Here is a 19,983-nt window from a genome sequence, read left to right on the forward strand (position 1 = left end):
AGCAGTTCCCCCTCCGCCCAACGTCCCGCGTCGAGCCGGATGCGCATATCTGCTCTGGACGCGGCTCGGGGCCTTGCTATCCTCGGCATGATCGCCATCAACGTCGGTCCGCGAGGCGGAGACTCTGTGGTGGAGCTGCTCTACAGGGCTCCTCACGGGCGGGCGTCCTTACTGTTCGTCCTGCTGGGCGGGATCGGTTTTGCTCTGCTGACGCGCAGTAGCTGGCAGGGGGGCGCTTCACTGCCTTGGGGAAAGGTGCTTTGGAGGGCGGCATTGCTGATGGCGGTCGGGCTGCTGCTGCAGGAACTCGACCATGGGATCCGGGTCATCCTGACGACCTACGCTGCGCTCTTTCTTATTGGGCTACCCCTGGTGCGAGTCAGCGGACGAGTTCTCCTCCTGCTCGCTGGACTCAGTGTCAGCATCGGCCCCGTGCTGTGGATCGTGGCGCAGGAGCATACAGACAAGGCGTTTGACCGGGATCCCGTCACAGCGGCGTCACCCCTGTGGGAGATCGTCACCGGAACCCTGCTCACCGGACCGTACCCTGCCGTCGTGTGGGCAGCACCTTTTCTGTTCGGTATGTGGCTGGGCCGTCAAGATCTCACCGACTCTAAGGTGACCACTCGATTGGTGATGTGGGGAGCTCTTGCCGCCTTATTGACCCGCGCGGTGTCTTTCGCGTTGATCTCAGCGTTCGGTGAGCCCACCAGTCATACCGCATGGCAGCGGCTCGTCAGTGACGTGGCTCATTCCGAGATGCCTTTATGGGTGCTCGGCAGTACCGGCGCAGCAGTCTTTGTGCTCGGCTTGTGTCTCAAGGTTCGCGACTGGAACCGGGCTGGCACAAGACCCCTGGTGGCGCTGGGGCGAACCGCCCTGACTGCTTATGTCGTCCACCTGATCGTTCTCGCTCTGATTGTGCGTCCAGGTCCCGATACCCTGATCGGCGGAGTAACAACCACTTTGGCGCTGGGGGCGGGACTGATGCTTTTCGCCGTGCTGTGGTTGCTGGTGTTCAAAAGGGGTCCGCTGGAGGTTCTGCTTACTCTGCCGCGGCTCCGTGCCGATGCGCGAGGTTAGCCCGGACATCCAACCAGACCACCACGCCTGGCTCGGGTTTCATAAGGATCCACTAACGATGTTTCTTCATTTCATAAGGATGCTCTAACAATGTCTCCCTCAGCGTAGACAAGCGCACATGAGTCTGAGGCAATCGTCGCGCTGGACGTGGCTGCCCTAGCGGAAGACATTCGGGAGGCACATCATTCAGAGATCGATCACATGGAGAAGTGGATGGAGAGGTGGGGGCACGAACCAGACGAGCATGGGAGCCATGGAGATCCATCTCATGGGCATCACGGCATGAGGAGCCATGAGGAGCTCGAGGACCTCGAGAGTGCCCACGGCCATGGAGCCTCACGACTCTACCTGGAGCAAATGATCGATCATCATGAAGGCGCGGTAAGCATGGCCGAAGAACATCTGAGGGAGGGGGAGCACTCAGGGGTCCACGAACTTTCCGAGGACGTCATCGCAGATCAAAGAGCTGAAGTCGAGCACATGGAAGAAATGCTCGGCGATTTCTGATGCCATGCGCAGATCACGCCCGAGGGAGCACACGATCTCATCACCGTGCATTGCGCAGATCGCTGTGTAGCCTCATTCAGGGGCTGTGCTGTCCGCGATCCACTGCAGGTAGGAGTCCCCGCCAGCGATGATCGGCTGCACGATCAACTCAGGTTCGTCGAATGAGTGCTCCTGGGAGAGAAACATCTTGATCCCCGGAAGGGATGCGGCCGTAGTCTTCAGCGTCAGCAGAAACTCCGGGTCATGATGCGTCTCACCCTCCCATCGGTAGTAGCTGCGAACCTCGGAGACCTGCACGCAGGCGGCCAACTGCTGCTCCACTGCGGCAGAGGCAAGCTTCTCGGCTTCGGCGGCGGTATCGGTGGTTGTCTGCACAGTCACAAAATCTGGGGTGTCCATACTCCCAGTGTGCACGAGGCTGCTCAGCTATCGTGGGTAGATGGTTTCCACCAGCGACTACCAGGACCCGGCGACCATACGCCGCTTGCTGAGCACCATGGGTCGCTGGGCGATCGTGGGCCTCAGCCCTAACACTCGCCGCCCTGCACACGGCGTCTCCCTGATGATTCGTGACCGTCTAGGCATGGAGATCATTCCGGTGAATCTTGCTGGTCAAGGCGTGCACGGAGAAGCCGGCTACCGCACGTTGGCTGAGATCGACGGAGAGATCGATGTCGTCGACTGTTTCGTCAACTCGCAGAAGGTCGGGCCGGTGGTAGACCAGGCGATCGAGGTAGGAGCTAAGGCGGTGTGGCTGCAGGTTGGGGTGGTGGATTATGAGGCGGCCGCCCGCGCCAGGGACGCCGGGCTCGACGTAGTGATGGACACCTGCCCTGTGATTGAAGCCCCAAAATTTGGCTTGTGACCAGGCGCACCCCGCTCAGCGCGCCAATTCGGCGACCTCGAACTCGTCGGTGGTGGGCCGCCGCGACTTGCCGTCTTGTGCCCCAGGCAGGATTCGAACCTGCGACACCCACTTTAGGAGAGTGGTGCTCTATCCCCTGAGCTACTGAGGCTTGGCGTGCTGGAAACAGCACCCGTCCATGGTAGCCGCTATGCGGGATTTCGGCGCGGCTGCCTGCCGGTCTGGATGAAATCACGCAGCACCACGGCGATCACGGTGACCCCGATGGTCCCTAGGAGTATCCAACTGAGCGTGGTCATCACAGAACTCAACGCCACGGCCCCCGTGTCCACGGGATCCTGGGTGAGAATGCCGTCGATGAGGAAATTCTCGGCGATATCGACGGCAGCGAAGACCGCCGCACCAGCCACTGCGATCCATCGCCACCAGCCGTGCGCCAACAATCCGAGCGTTGCCCACGTGGACAGGAAAACCGTCACTGGAAATACGATCCCAGCGGTCTTGTGGAGGAAGTTCAGCTGTCCTTCAGCGTCACTCTCAAAGGCTGTCTGCAGAGCTGCGATGTCAGCGGCGTCGTAACCGGTGAATCGAGCGCCAGGCATGGACAGCCCATCGGCGAAGTAGCTCATTTGCGGCATCGCATAAGCGTGCAGATACAGCCCCATGAACACGGTGACCCCCAACAGCGCGTAGACCAGAATGCGGGGCGAGCCTTCCGTCTGCGGAGCGGATTGTGCGCTGCGTTGGCCGGGACGCAGCGGTCCGCTGGCGCCGTCTCCGCTGCGCTGCGGGTTGCCACGATTCTTCTTCCGCCGCTTGGACATGGCTCCATCCTCCCAGACCTGACTGTGGTCACGGGCTCTGAGCGCGGAGGAGGACCTCCGGCGGCGCAAGTAGACTGGAGAGGATATGGAATTCCTCTTCACACCTCCTTCTGAGAGACCTACGACGACGCCCCATGACCCCCGAGTGCCCCAGCCCGCCGCGGGTTCGGACGTGCCGTGGGATCAAGTGGAGGCTGCGCCGAGACAGGAGGGTCCGGCGTCGTCGCATGGTGCTACAGCGGGGCTGAACCCGCAGCAGCAGCAAGCCGTGCTGCACACCGGCGCGCCGCTGCTGATTGTCGCTGGGGCTGGTTCGGGGAAGACGCGGGTGCTCACGCGCCGGATCGCCCATCTCATTCAGACCGGACAGGCGCGGCCGCATGAGATCCTGGCCATCACCTTCACCAATAAGGCTGCCCGGGAGATGAAGGACCGCGTCGCGGAACTGATCGGCCCCACCGCGGAACGGATGTGGATTTCCACCTTCCACTCCTCATGCGTGCGCATCCTTCGCGCAGAGGCGCCCACCATCGGCCGCAAGTCGACTTTCACCATCTACGATGCTGCCGATGCGCTGCGTCTGGTCACCCAGATCAGCAAAGAGCATCAGCTGGACCCCAAACGGTTCAACCCGCGGGCCCTGCGCAATAAGATCTCTGCGCTGAAGAATGAGCTGATCGACGCGGAGGAGTTCGGCGCCAAGGCCCCCAATGAGCCGTTCAGTGAAGCGGTGGTCACCGTCTACCGCGAATACACGCAACGGCTGCGCGCCGCCAACGCCTATGACTTCGATGACCTGCTCTGCGAGACCGTCTACATGCTCGAGGCCTTTCCCGCGGTGCTGGACAACTACCGGCGCCGGTTCCGGCACGTGCTGGTCGACGAGTACCAGGACACTAACCACGCCCAGTACCGCCTGATCCGGCTGTTGACCGGACCGGACGCGGACGTGGACACTCCGCCAGCGGAGCTGACAGTCGTCGGAGACTCCGATCAGTCCATCTACGCCTTCCGCGGCGCAGACATCCGCAACATCGTGGAATTCGAACGGGACTACCCCGCCGCGGCCACCATCAAACTGGAGCAGAACTACCGTTCCACGCAGAACATCCTCTCTGCCGCGAACGCGGTCATCAGCCAGAACCCCGCGCGGGTGGAGAAGGAGCTCTGGACAGCGAACGGGGCTGGAACCAAAGTTACCGTCCACACCGCCTACTCGGAATCTGATGAGGCCGAATGGATCGCTCGGACAATCGACCAGCTCGGTGATAACCAAGGGATCCGCCCCTCCGATGTGGCGGTCTTCTACCGTACAAATGCGCAGTCTCGGTCCCTGGAGGAACGCCTGATCAACCGAGGGATCCCCTACCGAGTTATCGGCGGCACGCGCTTCTACGACCGCAAAGAGATCAAAGACGCGCTGGCGTACTTGCGCGTGATCAACAACCCTGATGATGACGTCAACCTTCGACGGATCCTCAACGAGCCCAAACGGGGCATCGGGGACAAAGCCGAGTCCACCATCGCCGCGCTCGCCGCGCGGGACCGCACCACGTTCTTCGAGGCGCTGCGCCGAGTGGAGGACACCGGCTTGGGTTCCCGGGCGGTGAAGAGCATCGGCTCATTCGTGCGGATGATGGACGACGTTGCCTCCCTGGCCACTACTGAGAAACCCTCAGTGGTGTTGGAAGCGGCTCTGGAGCAGTCCGGCATGATGGCTGCCCTGCGCGAATCCAAAGATCTTCAGGACGAATCCCGCGCCGACAACCTGGGAGAACTGGTCGCGGTTCTCAAAGAGTACGAAACCACGCAGGAAGAACCCACCCTGGCCGACTTCTTGGAACAGGTGAGCCTGATCGCCGATGCTGACGCCATCCCAGATGCAGCCGATGCTGAGTCACAACGACTTGCCGCCGAGCAGGGTCAGGTCACGCTGATGACCCTGCATACAGCGAAAGGCCTCGAATTTCCCGTGGTGTTCCTCACAGGTATGGAACATGGCGTCTTCCCCCACCAGCGGTCCATGGGGGACCCTGAGCAGATGGCAGAGGAGCGCCGTCTGGCGTACGTGGGACTGACTCGCGCCGAGCAGCAGCTCTATCTCACCCGTGCCGAATCACGCAGCTTATGGGGTCAGACCCAGCACAATCCGCCCAGCCAGTTCTTGGCGGATCTGCCAGAGGACCTGGTTGAGAACAGCGGTTCCTCGTCCTCCACGTGGTCGCCCTCAGGCGTTCCGACCCGCGGATCCGCGGGTTTTGGACGGTCGGTGGGCAGCGGTTGGGGCGCGGAGCCTTCACTGACCGGCGGGCCCGGCGGAGATGCCACATTCAGCCCAGTGGCCAAGCGCGCACCACGGTCCCACGTCAACCCCGAGCGGGAGATTCCGTCCCTGGTGCCCGGTGATCAGGTGCAGCATGCAAAGTTTGGCCGTGGCGAAGTGCTCTCCGTGGAGGGCTCGGGAGACAAATCAGTGGCCAAAGTGAGCTTCGCCGGATCAGAGAAGCGACTTCTCCTGCGATATGCTCCAGTTGAGAAGGTCAGCTAGCGGCAGTTATGCTCTGGCGGCACTCAATAAGTGAAGTTGACTTCGACGCAGAAGGACACCACACGTGGACCTGTATGAGTACCAGGCGCGCGATCTGTTTGAGGCACATGGAGTACCTGTGCTCGCCGGAATCGTGGCGCAAACCCCAGAAGAAGCAAAGGCAGCTGCCGAGAAGATTGGCGGCGTCGTCGTCGTCAAAGCTCAGGTGAAGGTGGGTGGACGCGGCAAAGCCGGCGGCGTGAAGCTCGCCAAGACCCCCGACGAGGCCTACGAACACGCGCAGGCGATCTTGGGCATGGACATCAAGGGGCACACCGTGCACCGGGTGATGATCGCCCAGGGTGCAGATATCGCAGAGGAGTATTACTTCTCCATACTGTTGGACAGGGCCGAGCGCAACTACCTGGCCATGTGCTCCAAAGAAGGCGGCGTGGAGATTGAGCAGCTCGCCGTGGAATCCCCGGAGAAGCTTGTCCGGTACAACTTTGACCCCAACAACGGGATCGACGCCGATGCCGCCGCTGAGATCGCCAGGCAAGCAGGCTTCTCCGCGGAGGAGGTCCCTGCCCTGGTGGAGGCCTTCCAGAAGCTGTGGGGCGCCTTCGCAGCTGAGGACGCGAGCCTGGTGGAGGTCAACCCGCTGGTCAAGACCGGCGATGGCGCCATCATCGCCTTGGACGGCAAAGTCACTATTGACGAGAACGCTGCGTTCCGCCAGCCCGGTCACGCGGATCTGGTGGACGAGTCCGCCGAGGACCCGCTGGAGGCGAAGGCCAAAGCCAATGACCTCAACTACGTCAAGCTCGACGGCTCAGTCGGAATCATCGGCAACGGCGCGGGGCTGGTCATGTCCACCCTGGACGTCGTGGCCTATGCGGGCGAAGCTCACAACGGAGTCACACCGGCGAACTTCCTGGACATCGGAGGCGGAGCCTCCGCTGAGGTGATGGCCAACGGTCTGGACGTCATCTTGGGTGATGACCAGGTGAAGTCAGTATTCGTCAACGTCTTTGGCGGCATCACCTCCTGCGACGCGGTGGCTACGGGCATCGTCAAAGCTCTTGAGATCCTCGGGGACACCGCAACCAAACCGCTGGTGGTTCGTCTGGACGGCAATAATGTGGACGAAGGTCGCCGGATTCTCCAGGAGGCCAACCACCCGCTGGTCATCACCGCTGACACGATGGACGGCGGCGCTGACAAGGCCGCCGAGCTGGCTAACAAGTAAGGACTGAGGCGCACACACATGTCTATCTACCTGAACAAGGACTCCAAAGTCATCGTCCAGGGCATCACCGGCGGCGAAGGCACCAAACACACCGCGCTGATGCTCAAAGCAGGCACCAACATCGTTGGCGGTGTCAATGCTCGCAAGGCTGGCACCACCGTGGCTCATAAGGATCAGTCCGGCCAAGATGTCGACCTCCCCGTCTTCGGTTCGGTCTCCGAAGCCATGGAAAAGACCGGCGCAGACGTTTCGGTCGTCTTCGTACCGCCGAAGTTCGCCAAAGATGCGGCTGTGGAGGCCATCGAGGCCGGAATCGGTCTGCTCGTGGTGATCACTGAAGGCATCCCGGTCCAGGATTCGGCAGAGTTCTTCAACCTGTCGCTGACCAAGACCGGCGCCGACGGCAAACCGGTGACCCGCATCATCGGCCCTAACTGCCCAGGCATCATCACACCAGGTGAGTCACTGGCTGGCATCACACCGGCAAACATCACCAATAAGGGTCCGGTCGGCCTGGTTTCCAAGTCCGGAACGCTGACCTACCAAATGATGTACGAACTTCGCGACATCGGTTTCTCCACCTCCATCGGTATCGGCGGTGACCCAGTCATCGGCACTACGCATATTGATGCGCTGGAGGCCTTCGAAGCAGACCCGGACACTGAGGCCATTGTGATGATCGGTGAAATCGGCGGAGACGCTGAAGAGCGTGCCGCCGAGTACATCAAGGCCCACGTCACCAAGCCGGTGGTCGGCTACGTGGCGGGCTTCACTGCGCCAGAGGGCAAGACAATGGGCCACGCTGGGGCCATCGTCTCCGGCTCATCGGGCACAGCGGAAGCCAAGAAAGAGGCGCTGGAAGCCGCAGGAGTGAAAGTCGGCAAGACACCGTCGGAGACCGCCCAACTGTTGCGCGAGATCCACAAGGGTGACGGCACCTCTGACTCCTCGCCCGTCGCCGGGGCCGCCGAGACGGTCAAAGAGAAGTCCGGCGCGCTCGTCGACAAAGTGAAGAGCACGTTCAAGAAGTAATCCGGACACAGCAGAGGCACCGCCTTCCACGCAAGTGGGGAGCGGTGCCTCTGCTGTCAAACGGAAACAACCCGACGGTCAGTCACCCCCGGACTCTGAACCCTCTCCGAGTTCGCGCTCCCGGTAAGGACCGAAGAGAAAATGCCGCCCATTGATCTCATCAGGAGTCACCTGCACGAACTGCTCCTTGAGGCCAGGCACCCAGGGGCTGAGACTCAGTGTCTCCGCAGCCGCGATCTCCTTCGAGGTCTCCAGCAGCCGTGCCGACCCCCGCACCACCACCGACCAGGCCTGATCGGAGAGGATCCCGTCGGCCTCTATCAGCACATGGTCGTTAATGGCTATCTCCGCCAGTTTGGTCCCTGGGGCCGTGCGAAAGAAGACACTTCCATCGCGGACGGCGATGTTGATGGGAAAAATGTCAGGGCGTCCGCCGACAACGCCGACCAAGCGACCGTGTTGAGTTCCCTCCAGCAGCTTCCAGCACTGGTCTTCGGTCAACTTCAGGACTGGATGGTCATCCGGATGTTCAAACATGAGGGGTTGCTCCTCTCCACCTTCGGCCGGACCGCGTTGCCCAGCGTCTCTAGTCTACTGAGCGCCTCCCCAGAGGGAAGCGGGATGCTCGGCAAGGTTTCAGCAGAGCGAGCTTCGAGCTCTAAAGTGGGGTCATGACTCACACATCCGCCGATCTGCCCACTGCAGCTGAACTGCGCAACATCGCCGTAGCGGCCGCTCATGCCGCCGGGTATCCGCTCAAGGAAGCTTTTCGGTCGCACATGGAGGTGGAGCTCAAGACTTCCGCCCATGACCTGGTGACCGTCTGGGACCGGCAGACAGAGACCACGCTGATCGATCTGCTCAGCGGTGCTGTACCGGACTCCCGATTCACCGGGGAAGAAGGCGGATCCCACGGTGAGGGCCGCGTGGAGTGGATTATCGACCCCATCGATGGCACTTCCAACTTTGCTCACGGGTTCGCCATGTTCAGCGTCTCCGTGGCGGCGGCGGTTGATGATGCGGTGCTTGCCGGCGTGGTGTACGACCCCATCAACGGTTGGACGTTCTCAGCCGATGATGACGCCGCGTACCTCGCGGTCGGCGATGGCCCGGAGGAGGTGCTGAGCCCTACGTCTAAGGCAGGAGTTCCGGAGGCGAATCTCTCTCTTCTGACCAATTTCCCCGGCGTCTGGGTGGTCGAAAAGTACGGTGTGGACGCCCTGCAGACCTTCGGCACATTGGTGACGACTTACGCCACCGTGCGCCGCATCGTCTCCGGGGCCCTGGAGCTGTGCCACCTGGCAGCCGGGTGGTCCGACGCTGTGATCAACTGCCGCACCAGCCCCTGGGACGTGGCGGCTGCCCAGCTCGTTCTGCGCCGAGCCGGTGGCAGGTTCCTTCCATTCGGCGTACGAGGCAGCCAAACCTGGGATGGGACCGAGACAGAGGACCTTCACTTGGCACCCGGTTATGTGGGGTTGGGCCCCGGGGTGCAGGCTCCCACTTCCGAATACGTCGTCGCTCGGTTCGTGCGCCGCGATGCCTGAACCTTTTCCTCTCGGGATTTAGGCATGGCAAACGCTTAGGCGTGCTGAAGATTCGTCATACCCGGTTCCGTCGAGCCGCGTCGGCGGCAAAGACGGCAGTATGAGTGCGTGAACACTGAAACCGACGACCCCCGACCGGACCCTCAGCAGATTCGGCGATGGAGAAAATACCTCGCCGACGAGATCGCTGAAGCGAGGCTTTACGAACGGCTTGCCAAGCGAAAGTCCGGCCAGGAACGGCAGATCCTTCTAGGGTTGGCGGCTGCCGAGCGTCGTCATCAGGCCCATTGGAGGAATCTGCTGGGCGACCACGCCAAGAATCTGCCCTCACCCTCAGCGCACCGGGTGGTGTTGGGTTGGTTCGCCCGCATCTTCGGGTCCGTCTTCGTTCTGGCACTGGCCCAGCGAGCTGAGAGCGGATCTCCCTACGAGCGCGACGAGGATGCGACCCGCCGAATGGCGGCCGATGAAGAAGTTCATGAAGAAGTGGTCCGCGCTCTGGCTGTGCGCGGAAGGGTGGAGCTCTCCGGGGGTTTCCGGGCCGCTGTGTTCGGCGCGAACGACGGCTTGGTCTCCAACTTCGCTCTGATAATGGGCATGGGGGGCACTGGGGTGGGAGCGACTGTCCTGCTTCTGACCGGCATTGCAGGGCTGCTCTCAGGCGCATTGTCGATGGCAGCCGGGGAGTTCATCTCGGTACGGAGCCAGCGTGAGCTGCTCGACGCCACCCGGCCCACCCAGGCAACTGTCCGAGCGGCACCTGACCTCGACTTTGACCATAACGAGTTGGTTCTTGTCTACCGGGCCCGGGGCATGAGCATCGAGGATGCCGAGCATCGTGCCTTGGAACGTCTGGGATTCTTCGAGTGTGACTGTCAGCCCGAACGTTCTTTCAACCCAGAGGGTGACGTTGATGAGCACCGGGCTGTCGGCTCCGCGTGGACCGCTGCCGGATCCAGCTTCTGTTTCTTCGCCGTGGGTGCTCTGATTCCGGTGGCACCTTACCTCTTCGGTGCCGTCGGGTGGTGGGCGGTAGGACTCTCTACGGCGATGGTCAGCATCGCACTGTTATGCACCGGCGCCACGGTGGGCCTGCTATCGGGCGCCTCGCCGCTCAAGCGCGCGCTGCGCCAGTTGGCCATAGGGATCGGCGCAGCGCTCATCACCTACCTGCTGGGGGCACTTCTCGGTGTGAGTGTTGCATAGCGAGGGGGCGGACCGTAAACTAGTTCGCAAATGCAACTAAAATCGCGTTCTAGTGTTGTGCGCACCAACCTTCCGGAAGGAATGACCCACCGGGACCTCAGGTGGGCTATTGCTGGCATCCTGGCGGTCTTCTTCGCCGCGATGGTTTCGATGAACGTCGTCGTCACTGCTCTGCCCGTCATCTCTCAGGAGCTCGGCGGCACCCAGATCCAGTACTCATGGGTTGTGACGGCCACACTGCTGGCCAACGCAGCGTCGACCCCTGTCTGGGGAAAGCTTGCCGACATGATGAGCAAGAAGACTTTGTTTCAGGTGGCGAACGTGATCTTCTTTCTGGCATCCCTCGGTGCCGGGTTCGCCCCCAATATGGAAACCCTCATCGCTGCACGTTTTGTGCAGGGCATCGGCCTGGGCGGTTTGGCCGCTCTGGCAATGGCCATCATGGCTTCCATCGTTTCCCCGCGCGAGCGCGGCAAGTACGCCGGCTACATCGGCGCCTGCCTCGCAACAGCCACAGCTCTAGGCCCGCTGATCGGCGGAATCACCGTCGACACTTTGGGTTGGCGATGGTGTTTCTTCGTCGGGGTTCCGCTCTCGGTCTTCGCGCTCATTATGGTCGCTACCACGCTGCGGGTCCCTGTGATTCGCACTCCTGGCCGCATCGACTATCTGGGCGCGCTGCTGTTGGTAGTCGCCTCGGGGCTGCTGCTGATCTGGCTCTCCTTTGCCGGCACTCCGGAGTTCTTTGCCTGGGTCTCTTGGCAGTCCGCGCTCTTCCTGGCGTCGGCACTGGTGCTGCTGGCGGTCTTCGTAGTAGTTGAGAGCAGAGTTCACAATCCGATCATTCAGCTCCGCATGCTCATTGACCGCACCACTTTTCTAGCCGCAGTCTCCTCTGCCTCCATTGCGGTATGCCTGTTTGGCATGCCCGCTTTCCTGGGGCAGTACTTCCAGATCGGGAGGGGGCTCAGCCCTACGGAGTCCGGCCTCATGATTCTGCCGTTGGTGCTGGGCAACCTTATCGGTGCGCTGACCACCGGGAGGCTGATCACGCGTTATGGCCGCTGGAAGGTTTATATCGTCTCCGGCTCGTTCATTATGAGCTCGGGCATGTTCGCCCTTTCCACCGTGGGTGCGGGAACCCCATTTCCGTTGGTGCTGTCCTACCTGCTGATCGTCGGCCTCGGCTTCGGTGCCCAAATGCAGAACCTGATGTTGATTGTGCAGAACACCGTCTCAGTTACCCGAGTGGGCCAGGCTAGCGCGCTGATAGCTTTCTTCCGCGTCTTCGGCGGTGCAGCCGGTACCTCCATCTTGGGGTCGGTGATGGCGCTGCAGGTCGCTGGAGTCACCGCGGCAGAGGTCAACGGTGCGGCTCCTTCCCCTACCTACGCCGATGCGACAGGCACCATGTTCCTGGTGGCAGCCTGTCTGACCCTGCCAGCAATCATCACGAACCTCCTCATTAAGGAGACCGCGCTGCGCACCACTATCTGAGGGGTCAGGCACGGCGCTGCGGCGGCCAGGTGGCATGGTCAGCCTCTGCTTTGATTAGTATGGGGGTCAATGAGGACTGAAAAGCCCCAGCCCACTGAGATCCGTCAGGACTTGGCAGCGGTGCGGGAGCACTACTCGCATTCGGCGCGGAACCGCGCGATGAAGATCGAAGACCGTTGGCACCAGTTCCGGCTGAATCAGGCGCGCCAAAGGGGTCAGAACGTGACTGTGCTCTCGTTGGCCGGATACGGGTCTCCACGTTGGGTGCGAGTCTTTTCGCGCATCGTGATGGCTCCGGGCACCGATTTCGAAGGTGGCCGCAGAGTGGCGAAGGTCATCGCTGACGGCGTGCGCGGCTGGCGCAACTTCGTGTCCGCCCCAGTGCCGTTCGCCCAGGTGACAGCAAGGGTCGCTGGTCATACCTTCAGTATGGCTGCAGACCGGGGCGGAATCTTAGACCAGGTGCTTGAGTTGCCGGCCGGAGCCGAGCTTGCACCGGGGTGGCATGAGGTGACCCTGGAGGCCTCAGGCGCGGAAAAAACCAAGGCTGAGGTGCAGATCGTCGGTGAGGACGTCACCTCGGGCGTCATCTGCGACATCGACGATACTGTCGTGGTCACCAAACTTCCCCGCCCATTCCTGGCAGCGTGGAACTCCTTCGTGCTGGATGAGCATGCCCGAACACCGACTCCGGGCATGGCCGTGATGATGGAGAGACTGCTGAACAAGAACCCTGGATCGCCCGTCATATACGTCTCGACCGGCGCCTGGAACGTGGCTCAAACTTTGACCCGCTTCCTGACTCGGAACCTGTACCCCCATGGGCCAATGCTGCTGACCGACTGGGGCCCCACACAGGATCGGTGGTTCCGTTCCGGCAAGCAGCACAAAGTGGAGCAGCTTGACCGGCTGGCTGAGGAGTTTCCGCAGGTCAAATGGGTGCTTATCGGCGACGACGGCCAGCACGATCCGATGATCTACGCAGACTTTGCTCGCCGCCATCCGGCTTCGGTCCGCGCGGTCATCATTCGCGAACTCACCTATTCGGAGGCGGTGTTGGCAGGTGGTCGAGCCGAGCATCCTGATAGCGAGCAGCTGATGAGTGTCTCTGACAACGGCGAACCCCTGCCGGGCATTCAACAAGTCGGTGAAACTAAGATTCCATGGATCTATGGGCCCGACGGCAAAGACATCGCGACCTCGCTCGCGAACCACGGATTGCTCTGAGCGTCCGCGCCGCCCGCGTGGAGTCAACTCAGACTAGGCCACCGGGTCACCGGGACTAGCGGTTGAAGGCTGTGGCTGCTGTACACGGCCGAGAGGTGAGCGGGGTTTCCCCGCCACCGGGACTAGCATGGACCCGATGCGTAAACTTCCCACACCGCCGCTGTGGCTTTTTGGCCTCTTTGAGGCACTCCAGGCGGTTCTTGGCACGGCGTTGCTGGTCGCTGTACCGGTATTCGGTGCCGGTTTGGTTCGCAGTTGGGGGGACTTCGATCCGCAGGCCACCTCAGAGATGGCCGCCCAGGTATGGCTTATGATCCATGCGGCACCGTTGAATCTCTCGGGGGATCCTGGAGCCGTCTGGTTTCACCTGGTGCCGTTAGGGTTCACGGTGGTGCCGTTCCTGCTGGCTTGGCGCGCAGGACGCCGCTTGGCGCAGGGCGCCTACCCCCTCCAGCTGTGGCAGGGCCTCTCCGTTTTCACTCTCGCCTACGCAGGCGCAGCGGTAGGACTTGCGCGCATTGGAATCCAGGATGCGGAAACGACGGTGTGGGCTGGCGTGGCCGCCGCGGCCCTCACAGGAGTCGGGTCCCTTGGCGGATGTTATGCAGAGGCTCGCAGTGCCACCCGAATGATCGGTGTGGATTTGGAGTCCCGGGTGGAAGAGCTCTCTCAGCGATTGAAGTGGGCAGGTGCCTATGTGTGGGCTGTCCTGCGCGGAGGGACGGCCGCAGCCCTCACTACCGTGGGCCTTTCGGCATTGCTGTTGGCAGGCTGGGTGGGTTGGCGCTGGATGGATGTGGCCAACACTTACCAGGAGCTCGATGCGGGCATCTCCGGCGCCATCGGCTTGACCCTGCTGCATCTTGGATTGGCGCCCAACTTGGTGCTGTGGGCGCTGGCCTATTCCACTGGCGCGGGGTTCAACTTCGGTTCTGGGTCACCCGTGGGCCCGCTAGAGACAGAGCTCGGCCCCGTTCCGGCTGTGCCGGTGCTTGCGGCGTTGCCCGACCAAGTCTACGAGTACTCCATGGCTACCCTCATCCTTCCGGTTCTGGCAGGTGTGGTGGCCGGATGGTGGTTGATGCGCGAGGGAGAGAACCACTTTGACGATTGGTGTCAGTTGAAGCTGAAGCTGCGGCCCGTTTCTTTGACGGTGTCGACACTGGCACTCGGGGCGCTCACAGGGGTAGTGGCTGGTGCGCTGCTCATTGGACCGCTGTGGCTGTCACACATCTCGTTGGGGATGGGACAGCTCAATGATGTGGGCCCCCATGCCGCGCTCACCGCAGGGCTGCTGGCTATCTGGGTCGCGGTTGGAACGGTGGTTGGCTATTTGGCTGCTCCTGCCGCAAGGCTGCTGGTGCCGCGTCGTCGTGCAGTGGAGCCCGAGGACGCGGAGGTGGACTCGTTCTCCGCACAGGCGCGATAAGGGTGTGGCGGGGCTGCTCGGGAGCGGTTCAGTCGATTCCATAGTTTAACTGATTGCATTTTGCTATCGGATTGGCTAGCGTGAAACTGGTCAAGAGAAGCAACCAGTTTCCGGGAGAGTCGTGAGTGAGCCTCACGCGCGAACAATTCTTGTGCCAGGTGCTTGGATGGGCGCGTGGATATGGGAGGCCACAGCTCGCAGCTTGATCAACCGTGGGTTCGAGGCAGAGGTCCTCACGCTGGAGGGCCTGGCTGCGGGGGAGCTCCGCAGTGACATCGCGCAGCTCCGGCTGGAAGATCACGTACGGCAGCTGGTGAAGCGTGTGACCGAGATTGATCAGCCGGTTGTCTTGGTTTCGCATTCGTATTCGTCCATGGTGACCTCCCAGGTGGCAGACCGCCTCAGACAAGCCATCGCAGGGTTGGTGCACTTTGGTGGGTTTCTGCCCTCTGATGGGCGGTCACTGGTGGATGACTGGGGCTCCTCGCCTGAGCAGCGTGAGCAGGAGAAAGCAGATATTGCCAAGGCGGGCAATCTCTGGATGCCGCCAGATCGAGCGATGCTCGAAGACGAGGCTGACCTGCAGGAGGCAGACCGGGACTTCCTTGCTGACCGGTTTACGCCACATCCTGGCCACACCATCACTGACCCGGCTCGCATGAACTTCCCTGTGGATGTGCAACCATCAACCTATGTGGCGCTGTCTCCCGAAGGAGCTGAGCAGGCATGGCGCAACGCGCCGACAGGTGCTCGGGGCGCTGCGCGATGGCGGCGCAGGCACATCTCTAGTGGGCATTGGCCGATGCTTTCGCAGCCAGCGTCGGTAGTTGATCTACTGGTGGAGGAAATCGACTACTACGCCCTTGGGCGCCATAGTCAGTGAGCGCGTTGCCGCCACCGTCTCAGCGCAACCCGGGGATAGAGTCGAGCATGTTCTGCTCATAGGCGTCGTAACACCTCTGGGTGGCTCTTTCCGTGACGGAGCTGCGCAGACATTCATCAAACTGCACCGAGGCTTCCCAGAATATCGCCTGAAATCCGGCCGTGAAGAGGAAGAACCCGAAGCATGTGAAAAAAACCAATGCGCCGACCATGATCGTGATCGGCAATCGTCTCCGCAGGGAGCGCACCAGCAGGAACACTGCGAGACTTACGCCGACCAGGGACGCTGCGATGGTCGCCAGGCGCCAGGGCAGCGGCATCTGCAGGCCCGCGTATGCGATCACCAGTGCGAGCACCAACCACCCGATGAGCCGCGCATAGGACCTTCGAGTGTCGTCGTCGAGCTCTGGGCGCTCTTTCCTCTTGGAAGGCTTCACAGGGCTGGGTGTAGGCGGTGTGGTCGGGTGATCTGGGGGAGGGGTGGCACTCATCGTCTCACCAGCTTATAGGCTTACGGAAGAGCGAACCGGATCTCCGGTTAATCCTGAGACGGGAGGCGTGAGAACGATGCGAATTGTGGTGCTGGTGTCCGGTTCGGGATCGAACCTGCAGGCGCTGCTCGACTCTGCCGGGTCCTCAGAGCTGGACGTACAGATCACTGCCGTCGGTTCCGATGTCCCTGGGTGCGGGGGGCTTCAGCGCGCTGAGGCTGCCGGCGTGCCTACTTTCTCCGTGCCTCTGGAGCGGGGAGCGTCCGCGGAGCGGAGGGCGCGGTGGAACAGGGAGCTCTGCGCGGAGGTGCGTCGTCACAACCCACAGGTGTTGGTGACCTCCGGGTTCATGAAGATCCTCTCCGAGGAATTTCTTACGCGTCTGGGGGTGCCAGTCATCAATACACACCCGGCCCTTCTGCCCAGCTTTCCAGGTGCCCATGGGGTCCGCGATGCGCTCGCCCACGGCGTGAAAATTACCGGCTGCACCGTGCACCAAGTGGATGCCGGGGTGGACACCGGGCCCATCCTTGCCCAAGCCGCGGTTGAAGTCAGAGACGATGACGACGCTGCCTCCCTGCACGAGCGGATCAAGGTTCAGGAACGCCGTCTGCTCGTGGCGACGTTGGATGCGCTCGCCGGGGGTCGGATCCACCTGCGCGAAGAGCTCTCTCAGGAATGCGGGGAGGCGTTGCCGTAGTAACCACCACGGCTGACTTCCTTCTCCCACTTGCGATGGCGGACATATTGACTTGAGCTCGGCAGCCACATCAGCACAATCGCCACAATGCTCAGGACCACGGTGGCGAAGATGAGCGCGTAGCTGACCCCGTCATATCCCAACACGAAGAACAACAGGCTGAGCCCGGCCCAGATGGTGGCCAGGATACGTCCGGCGTTACCGGCCATGGAGCCGAGGAATGCGGCCGCCACATAGAGGGCCAGAAGAACAAATCCCCAGACCAGGGCGATCATGCCGATGCCCAACAGGGTGACTTCTTCCATCTCCTGGGCGCTGAGGTCTTGCAGCTCCGGATCTTGGGCTGATTGACGCTCCATCTGTTCAGCGAACATCTGGGAGAATTCGCCTCCGAAGACCTCTTCCAGGCTCTGCGTCGGCAGTGTGACGAAGACGTAAATTCCCCAAATCAGGGCGGTCACGCCAGCGGCAAGCAGCGCGGCGAGGGCGCCCCACAGGGTCCCGGGACGTCTAGGACGTTCAGCGCCCGCGTAGGTCTGCGGCGGGTAGCCGCTGTGCTGCTGTGGGCTGCCCGAGTGCTGCCAGGCAGACTGACTTTGCTGTTCCCCGTAGGGGTTTCCCGAAGGACTCTGATAGCCCTGCTGCCACGCTCCGGACTGCCACGTTCCAGGGGCCTCCTCGCCATGCTGCTCACCACCGGACTGCCCCCAGGTGGGCTGTCCATAGGGGTTGTACGGGCCGCCGGGCTGAGGTGCAGTTCCTTCGGTGGCACCGGGGGGCGGCTCAGCGGTGGCGTCACCCCCTCCCTGCGGCGCGTCATCCTTGGATGCGAAGGCCCCGTAGCGAGGCTGTGGCCGCTCCTCCGGGTGGTCGGGAACATCGTCTCCCTGCGGGGGCTGTGAATCAGCCCCATCGTTCGGCGAAGTACTCATGGACGCCACTGTAGTCTCCGGCTCTGAATTTTCTCCAGGAACTGCAAGACTTATACCTATGACTGAGACTGCAACTGTTCATCTGGTCCGGCACGGCGAAGTGCACAATCCTGAGAGAGTCCTCTACGGACGGTTGCCCGGGTTCGGTCTGTCTGACCTGGGTCAACAGATGGCCGATGGCATCGCCGACTATTTTGCCCAGCGGGCTGACCGGGGCCAGCCGGTACACCTGCTGGCAGCCTCGCCGCTGCAGAGGGCTCAGGAGACCATCGCCCCACTGGCGGGTCGGCTAGGCCTGCCAGTGACGATCGAAGACCGCGTCCTGGAAGCAGAGAACGCCTTTGAAGGTCTCTCCAACATCAAGAGACACCTGCGCACGCCTCAGTACTGGCCGCTGCTGCGCAACCCGTTCCGACCCTCCTGGGGTGAGCCCTACAAACACCAGGTGGAGCGCGTACTACAAGCGGTGAAGGACCTCGCTGACCGTGCGCTCGCGGATCATGGCGACGGGGCCGAAGCGGTCATCGTCTCTCACCAGTTGCCGATCTGGGTCACCCGGCTGTGGGCCGAGCAGCGTCCCCTCTGGCACGACCCGCGGCAGCGCGAATGCACTCTGACATCGGTCACAAGCCTGCGCATCGGACCCACCGGGGTGGAATCTGTGAGTTACACCGAACCCAACAGAGAACTCAGTAAGCAGGCGCTCGCCCTGCCGGGGGCATAGACCCCAACAGGGCGAGCGGTGACATTCAGGGCACCTTGAGAGGCGTTCAGCCTCCGGGCCGAAGGATCGCGTTTACTTGGTGCCATCTCTCATTCAGGCCGTGAACACGGACACCTCCGGAAGGAGTCGCGGAAATCACCTGGCCATTACCAACGTAAATGGCACCATGGCTGCTGTTATTTGCCAGGACAATGTCCCCTGGCTGGGGGCTGGAGACTCGCGGCAGGGATGATTCCATCCCATATGTGGTGCGGGGGAGCCCGCCGCGGCCCGCCTGATTGTAGGCCCAGTTGATAAACCCGGAGCAGTCGAACCCGGAAGTTGTGGTCCCGCCCCACTGATAAGGCACTCCCAGTCCCGCGTAGGCTGCGCTTACCACGGAGCTGCTACCGCCACTGCTGGACGGCGGATCCTGAGTTTCACCTGCGACGGACGGATCGCTGTCGGATTGGCTCTGCTGCTCAGGCTCCTGCTGCGCAGGCTGCGCCTGTGTTTGCTGAGCCTGCTGAGACTCCTGCTCTTGGGGCTCTTCCTGAGCGGGCTCCGGCTCCAGCTCCGGCTCAGCCTCGACAACGGGCTCAGGCTCCGGCTCCGGCTCCGGCTCGGGCTCGGGCTCAGCCTCGACAACGGGCTCAGCCTCGACAACGGGCTCAGGCTCGGGCTCCGGCTCCGGCTCGGGCTCAGCCTCGACAACGGGCTCAGGCTCGGGCTCCGGCTCAGCCTCGACAACGGGCTCAGGCTCCGGGGCAGCTTCGACAATGGGCTCAGGCTCCGGCTCCGGAGCTGGTTCTGGTGTTGGCTCGGGGGCGGCCTCGGAAGTCAGCGCAGGTCGGTCAAACGCGAGTTCCACCTGAGGGGAGGCACTGACAGCCTGAGGAGCAACGGTGGAGGCGCGTTCTACGGTGAGCTCCGAGGTGTCGAGCTGAACGGTGACAGCATCGCGGCTTTCCCCGGAGTCTGAATTGGCGTTAGCAGCCACACCACTTGTGATAACCAGGCCGGATGCGGCCAGGACGGCTGCAGTAGCGCGGCCAGCCGATGATGCATTGGTTCGGGCGAGCGTCTTACTGGCCGCACGCCGGCGAGCACGGCGCGAGGCATGAATGGGAGTGTTTGTCATTTCTGGGACCTTTCCTGCGGAATGCGGTAGTTCTGCGAAGACCCGGGACAGTGGCAGGAGCTGCACCGAGTTCGAGACTCCTCTGCGGAGTGCACCCTAACTTTATAACAACTCTATATACTTGTCACAACTTGGTAACGA

General features: G+C 62.2%; 19 protein-coding genes, 1 tRNA gene and 1 pseudogene. 14 read left to right on the forward strand and 7 right to left on the reverse strand.

Features of this window, described 5'->3' with window-relative positions; all coding sequences use genetic code 11:
• Positions 1-39: 39 nt before the first annotated feature.
• Together D3250_RS05275 and D3250_RS05280 are read left to right on the forward strand one after the other, a co-directional pair.
• On the forward strand, positions 40-1,083 hold the full coding sequence (locus D3250_RS05275) for a DUF418 domain-containing protein (RefSeq protein ID WP_119902353.1): 1,044 nt from the start codon (positions 40-42) through the stop codon (positions 1,081-1,083).
• Positions 1,084-1,230: 147 nt separating this feature from the next.
• Entirely contained in the window at positions 1,231-1,590 is a 360-nt protein-coding gene (locus D3250_RS05280; protein ID WP_158583076.1) for a DUF305 domain-containing protein, read from the forward strand.
• Positions 1,591-1,662: 72 nt separating this feature from the next.
• Here the strand turns inward: D3250_RS05280 and cutA are convergent, their stop codons facing one another.
• Positions 1,663-1,989 (reverse strand): divalent-cation tolerance protein CutA, encoded by a 327-nt coding sequence (gene cutA / locus D3250_RS05285; RefSeq protein ID WP_119902355.1) that lies wholly within the window; start codon positions 1,987-1,989, stop codon positions 1,663-1,665.
• Positions 1,990-2,029: 40 nt separating this feature from the next.
• On the opposite strand from cutA, the gene D3250_RS05290 reads away from it, so the two are divergent.
• Positions 2,030-2,455, forward strand: a complete 426-nt coding sequence (locus D3250_RS05290) for a CoA-binding protein (protein WP_119902356.1) — start codon at positions 2,030-2,032, stop codon at positions 2,453-2,455.
• A 78-nt stretch (positions 2,456-2,533) separates the two neighbouring features.
• On the opposite strand, the gene D3250_RS05295 is transcribed toward D3250_RS05290, so the two are convergent.
• A tRNA-Arg gene (locus D3250_RS05295) sits at positions 2,534-2,606 on the reverse strand.
• Between the two features lie 37 nt (positions 2,607-2,643).
• Complete coding sequence (locus D3250_RS05300) at positions 2,644-3,381, reverse strand: hypothetical protein (RefSeq protein ID WP_158583077.1); 738 nt, start codon at positions 3,379-3,381, stop codon at positions 2,644-2,646.
• Here D3250_RS05300 and pcrA point away from each other — a divergent pair.
• The 3 genes and pseudogenes from pcrA to sucD form a co-directional block, all read left to right on the forward strand.
• Complete coding sequence (gene pcrA, locus D3250_RS05305) at positions 3,365-5,827, forward strand: DNA helicase PcrA (RefSeq protein WP_119902358.1); 2,463 nt, start codon at positions 3,365-3,367, stop codon at positions 5,825-5,827. The genes D3250_RS05300 and pcrA overlap by 17 nt on opposite strands.
• A gap of 64 nt (positions 5,828-5,891) precedes the next feature.
• The gene (gene sucC, locus D3250_RS05310; RefSeq protein ID WP_119902359.1) at positions 5,892-7,055 is read left to right on the forward strand and encodes an ADP-forming succinate--CoA ligase subunit beta; all 1,164 of its coding nucleotides are present in this window, start codon (positions 5,892-5,894) and stop codon (positions 7,053-7,055) included.
• 18 nt (positions 7,056-7,073) lie between these two features.
• A pseudogene (sucD, locus tag D3250_RS05315) lies at positions 7,074-7,979 on the forward strand (succinate--CoA ligase subunit alpha); the annotation flags it as partial.
• A gap of 186 nt (positions 7,980-8,165) precedes the next feature.
• Here sucD and D3250_RS05320 read toward each other — a convergent pair.
• A complete protein-coding gene (locus D3250_RS05320; RefSeq protein WP_119902360.1) occupies positions 8,166-8,624 on the reverse strand; it encodes a pyridoxamine 5'-phosphate oxidase family protein in 459 nt (152 codons plus the stop codon).
• Between the two features lie 134 nt (positions 8,625-8,758).
• Between D3250_RS05320 and D3250_RS05325 the strand changes: the two genes are divergently transcribed.
• The 6 genes from D3250_RS05325 (at position 8,759) to D3250_RS05350 (ending at position 15,876) form a co-directional block, all read left to right on the forward strand.
• On the forward strand, positions 8,759-9,634 hold the full coding sequence (locus D3250_RS05325) for an inositol monophosphatase family protein (protein WP_119902361.1): 876 nt from the start codon (positions 8,759-8,761) through the stop codon (positions 9,632-9,634).
• Positions 9,635-9,742: 108 nt separating this feature from the next.
• On the forward strand, positions 9,743-10,840 hold the full coding sequence (locus D3250_RS05330; RefSeq protein ID WP_119902362.1) for a VIT1/CCC1 transporter family protein: 1,098 nt from the start codon (positions 9,743-9,745) through the stop codon (positions 10,838-10,840).
• A 57-nt stretch (positions 10,841-10,897) separates the two neighbouring features.
• Complete coding sequence (locus tag D3250_RS05335) at positions 10,898-12,337, forward strand: MFS transporter (RefSeq protein WP_158583078.1); 1,440 nt, start codon at positions 10,898-10,900, stop codon at positions 12,335-12,337.
• Between the two features lie 69 nt (positions 12,338-12,406).
• A complete protein-coding gene (locus D3250_RS05340) occupies positions 12,407-13,564 on the forward strand; it encodes an App1 family protein phosphatidate phosphatase (protein WP_119902364.1) in 1,158 nt (385 codons plus the stop codon).
• A 136-nt stretch (positions 13,565-13,700) separates the two neighbouring features.
• The gene (locus tag D3250_RS05345) at positions 13,701-14,993 is read left to right on the forward strand and encodes a cell division protein PerM (RefSeq protein ID WP_147383485.1); all 1,293 of its coding nucleotides are present in this window, start codon (positions 13,701-13,703) and stop codon (positions 14,991-14,993) included.
• Between the two features lie 121 nt (positions 14,994-15,114).
• Positions 15,115-15,876 (forward strand): alpha/beta fold hydrolase, encoded by a 762-nt coding sequence (locus tag D3250_RS05350; RefSeq protein ID WP_147383486.1) that lies wholly within the window; start codon positions 15,115-15,117, stop codon positions 15,874-15,876.
• 19 nt (positions 15,877-15,895) lie between these two features.
• Here D3250_RS05350 and D3250_RS05355 read toward each other — a convergent pair whose 3' ends face one another.
• On the reverse strand, positions 15,896-16,312 hold the full coding sequence (locus tag D3250_RS05355) for a hypothetical protein (RefSeq protein ID WP_147383487.1): 417 nt from the start codon (positions 16,310-16,312) through the stop codon (positions 15,896-15,898).
• Between the two features lie 130 nt (positions 16,313-16,442).
• On the opposite strand from D3250_RS05355, the gene purN reads away from it, so the two are divergent.
• Positions 16,443-17,066: a phosphoribosylglycinamide formyltransferase gene (gene purN / locus D3250_RS05360; protein WP_119902368.1), complete on the forward strand. Its 624-nt coding sequence runs from the start codon at positions 16,443-16,445 to the stop codon at positions 17,064-17,066.
• Here the strand turns inward: purN and D3250_RS05365 are convergent.
• Positions 17,039-17,998: a hypothetical protein gene (locus D3250_RS05365; RefSeq protein ID WP_119902369.1), complete on the reverse strand. Its 960-nt coding sequence runs from the start codon at positions 17,996-17,998 to the stop codon at positions 17,039-17,041. The genes purN and D3250_RS05365 overlap by 28 nt on opposite strands.
• 58 nt (positions 17,999-18,056) lie before the next feature.
• Here D3250_RS05365 and D3250_RS05370 point away from each other — a divergent pair, with 58 nt between their 5' ends.
• Entirely contained in the window at positions 18,057-18,722 is a 666-nt protein-coding gene (locus D3250_RS05370) for a histidine phosphatase family protein (RefSeq protein WP_119902370.1), read from the forward strand.
• A 46-nt stretch (positions 18,723-18,768) separates the two neighbouring features.
• Here D3250_RS05370 and D3250_RS05375 read toward each other — a convergent pair whose 3' ends face one another.
• Positions 18,769-19,842, reverse strand: coding sequence for a C40 family peptidase (locus D3250_RS05375; protein ID WP_147383488.1), 1,074 nt, complete (start codon positions 19,840-19,842; stop codon positions 18,769-18,771).
• Positions 19,843-19,983: the final 141 nt, after the last annotated feature.

The organism is Nesterenkonia natronophila (genome assembly GCF_003595215.1).
Taxonomy (GTDB): domain Bacteria; phylum Actinomycetota; class Actinomycetes; order Actinomycetales; family Micrococcaceae; genus Nesterenkonia; species Nesterenkonia natronophila.

Excerpts from the sequence above, each read along its gene's own strand:
- D3250_RS05275 (WP_119902353.1), top strand. The coding sequence starts at position 40 with ATGCGCATATCTGCTCTGGACGCGGCTCGGGGCCTTGCTATCCTCGGC.
- cutA (WP_119902355.1), bottom strand. The coding sequence starts at position 1,989 with ATGGACACCCCAGATTTTGTGACTGTGCAGACAACCACCGATACCGCC.
- D3250_RS05290 (WP_119902356.1), top strand. The coding sequence starts at position 2,030 with ATGGTTTCCACCAGCGACTACCAGGACCCGGCGACCATACGCCGCTTG.
- pcrA (WP_119902358.1), top strand. The coding sequence starts at position 3,365 with ATGGAATTCCTCTTCACACCTCCTTCTGAGAGACCTACGACGACGCCC.
- D3250_RS05320 (WP_119902360.1), bottom strand. The coding sequence starts at position 8,624 with ATGTTTGAACATCCGGATGACCATCCAGTCCTGAAGTTGACCGAAGAC.
- D3250_RS05325 (WP_119902361.1), top strand. The coding sequence starts at position 8,759 with ATGACTCACACATCCGCCGATCTGCCCACTGCAGCTGAACTGCGCAAC.
- D3250_RS05340 (WP_119902364.1), top strand. The coding sequence starts at position 12,407 with ATGAGGACTGAAAAGCCCCAGCCCACTGAGATCCGTCAGGACTTGGCA.
- D3250_RS05345 (WP_147383485.1), top strand. The coding sequence starts at position 13,701 with ATGCGTAAACTTCCCACACCGCCGCTGTGGCTTTTTGGCCTCTTTGAG.
- purN (WP_119902368.1), top strand. The coding sequence starts at position 16,443 with ATGCGAATTGTGGTGCTGGTGTCCGGTTCGGGATCGAACCTGCAGGCG.
- D3250_RS05365 (WP_119902369.1), bottom strand. The coding sequence starts at position 17,998 with ATGAGTACTTCGCCGAACGATGGGGCTGATTCACAGCCCCCGCAGGGA.
- D3250_RS05370 (WP_119902370.1), top strand. The coding sequence starts at position 18,057 with ATGACTGAGACTGCAACTGTTCATCTGGTCCGGCACGGCGAAGTGCAC.
- D3250_RS05375 (WP_147383488.1), bottom strand. The coding sequence starts at position 19,842 with ATGACAAACACTCCCATTCATGCCTCGCGCCGTGCTCGCCGGCGTGCG.